This is a genomic window from Sphingobium sp. SA916, assembly GCF_002894065.1.
Lineage (GTDB): Bacteria > Pseudomonadota > Alphaproteobacteria > Sphingomonadales > Sphingomonadaceae > Sphingobium > Sphingobium fuliginis.
In genome coordinates this window covers 2,501-5,389 of the sequence record NZ_LXYF01000099.1, presented here as the reverse complement: position 1 = coordinate 5,389, position 2,889 = coordinate 2,501, and the positions used below count along the sequence as shown (strand labels likewise).

Genomic DNA, 2,889 nt, shown 5'->3' with positions numbered 1-2,889 from the left:
ATTGCGAATGGGTTAATGTGAAGCGCGAGCTATAATGCCTGGCGACGCCCTACTCTTCCGGGGCTTGAGCCACAGTACCATCGGCGCAGACTGGTTTCACGTCCGAGTTCGGGAAGGGATCGGGTGGGTCACAGACGCTATGGTCACCAAGCAATAGAGCTTGCGCTTCGGGTTTTAATCGGTGCCGTGCACTTGTGCGTTTCGGTTGAGAAACGCGTCATCAAATGATTTGGTTTGTTTATCTGGCATGAGGTTGATCACCACGCTCGATGGCTGACGCTGGTTTTATCCAGTGTTGTCATTGATGGTGGGACTCTCAGGCGCGATCAGAGCAATTAGGACCGGTTAGCTCCATATGTTACCACACTTCTACATCCGGCCTATCAAGGTCGTGGTCTACGACCGCTCGAAGAAATCTTATCTTGAGGGAGGCTTCCCGCTTAGATGCTTTCAGCGGTTATCCCGTCCATGCATAGCTACCCTGCTGCGCCCTTGGCAGGACGACAGGTACACCAGAGGCATGTTCAACCCGGTCCTCTCGTACTAGGGTCAACTCCTCTCAAATTTCGACGCCCACGGCAGATAGGGACCAAACTGTCTCGCGACGTTCTGAACCCAGCTCACGTACCACTTTAATTGGCGAACAGCCAAACCCTTGGGACCTGCTCCAGCCCCAGGATGTGATGAGCCGACATCGAGGTGCCAAACGATTCCGTCGATATGAGCTCTTGGGAATCATCAGCCTGTTATCCCCGGCGTACCTTTTATCCGTTGAGCGATGGCCCTTCCACGAGGGACCACCGGATCACTATGACCGACTTTCGTCTCTGCTCGACTTGTCAGTCTCGCAGTCAGGCGGGCTTATGCCATTGCACTCTAACAGACGGTTTCCAACCGTCCTGAGCCCACCATCGCGCGCCTCCGTTACTCTTTAGGAGGCGACCGCCCCAGTCAAACTACCCGCCACAGAGGGTCCCTGCACCGGATAACGGTGCGAGGTTAGACATCAGAAAACAACAGGGTGGTATTTCACCTATGGCTCCACGCGGGCTGGCGCCCACGCTTCAAAGCCTCCCACCTATGCTACACAGTTCTTTCCTAATGCCACTCTGAAGCTGCAGTAAAGGTGCACGGGGTCTTTCCGTCTAACCGCGGGTACTCCGCATCTTCACGGAGAATTCAATTTCGCTGAGCATATCCTGGAGACAGTGGGGAAGTCGTTACGCCATTCGTGCAGGTCGGAACTTACCCGACAAGGAATTTCGCTACCTTAGGACCGTTATAGTTACGGCCGCCGTTTACCTGGGCTTCAATTCAGAGCTTGCACTCCTCCTCTTAACCTTCAGGCACCGGGCAGGCGTCAGGCCCTATACGTCGTCTTGAAGCCGACTTAGCAGAGCCCTGTGTTTTTGCTAAACAGTCGCTACCCCCTGGCCTGTGCCCCCCACAAGTGCTTGCGCATATGTGGGGCCTCCTTCTTCCGAAGGTACGGAGGCAATTTGCCGAGTTCCTTCAGGATACTTCTCTCAAACGCCTTGGTATACTCTACCATTCCACCTGTGTCGGTTTAGGGTACGGTCTATACGGTGGGGCTATTTCCTGGGACAACTTCCCTGCCCGGACCAATCCAATAAGGCCGAACAAGTTACGCCATCCGTCACACACCACCAGGCCCACGAATATTAACGTGGTTCCCATCGACTACCCCCTTCGGGCTCGTCTTAGGGGCCGGCTTACCCTGCTCAGATTAGCTTTAAGCAGGAACCCTTGGAATTTCGGCGACAGTGCATCTCACACTGTTAATCGCTACTCATGTCTGCATTCGCACTTCCGATACCTCCACGGTCGGTTACCCTCCCGCTTCAACGGCCTACGGAACGCTCCGCTACCGCTCAGTCAAAAGACTGAACCCTAAGCTTCGGTGCACGTCTTGAGCCCCGTTACATCTTCGCCGCAGGATCTCTTGTTTAGACCAGTGAGCTGTTACGCTTTCTTTAAAGGATGGCTGCTTCTAAGCCAACCTCCTGGTTGTTTTGGAAATCCCACATGCTTTCCCACTTAGACGTGACTTGGGGACCTTAGCTGTAGGTTAGGGCTGTTTCCCTTTTGACGACGGACCTTAGCACCCGCCGTCTGTCTGCCGGACTAGACTCGTTGGTATTCGGAGTTTGGTTAGTATTGGTAGATCTCGCGACCCCCGCAACCATCCAGTGCTCTACCCCCAACGGCAATCATCCGACGCTCTACCTCAATAGATTTCGCGGAGAACCAGCTATTTCCCGGCTTGATTGGCCTTTCACCCCTAAACACAACTCATCCGATAATTTTTCAACATTAAACGGTTCGGCCCTCCAGTGCGTGTTACCGCACCTTCAGCCTGGTCATGCCTAGATCGCCGGGTTTCGGGTCTAATGCATCGAACTCAAACGCCCTGTTCAGACTCGCTTTCGCTGCGCCTACACCTAACGGCTTAAGCTTGCTCGATACACTAAGTCACAGACCCATTATGCAAGAGGTACGCGGTCAGGTCTCAAGGACCCTCCCACTGCTTGTAGGCATCCGGTTTCAGGTACTGTTTCACTCCCCTCATCGGGGTGCTTTTCACCTTTCCCTCACGGTACTGGTTCGCTATCGGTCATGTACGAGTATTTAGGCTTGGAGGGTGGTCCCCCCATGTTCAGACAGAGTTTCACGTGCTCCGCCCTACTCAAGTCCTGATGCTTCATTTTCGCATACGGGGCTGTCACCCGCTATGGCCGAACTTTCCAGATCGTTCTGCTAATTAAGCACCAGGCGCTGGCCTGGTCCGCGTTCGCTCGCCACTACTAACGGAATCTCGGTTGATGTCTTTTCCTCCGGGTACTGAGATGTTTCAGTTCTCCGGGTTCG

Annotated in this window: 2 rRNA genes (1 of these 2 running past the window's edge); both read right to left on the bottom strand. The window is 54.1% G+C overall.

Annotation, left to right across the window (positions count from 1 at the left end):
- Nucleotides 1-36 precede the first annotated feature (36 nt).
- Nucleotides 37-151, bottom strand: a 5S ribosomal RNA gene (gene rrf / locus A8G00_RS23725).
- Between the two features lie 164 nt (nt 152-315).
- Nucleotides 316-2,889, bottom strand: a 23S ribosomal RNA gene (locus tag A8G00_RS23720); it runs 221 nt beyond the window's last position.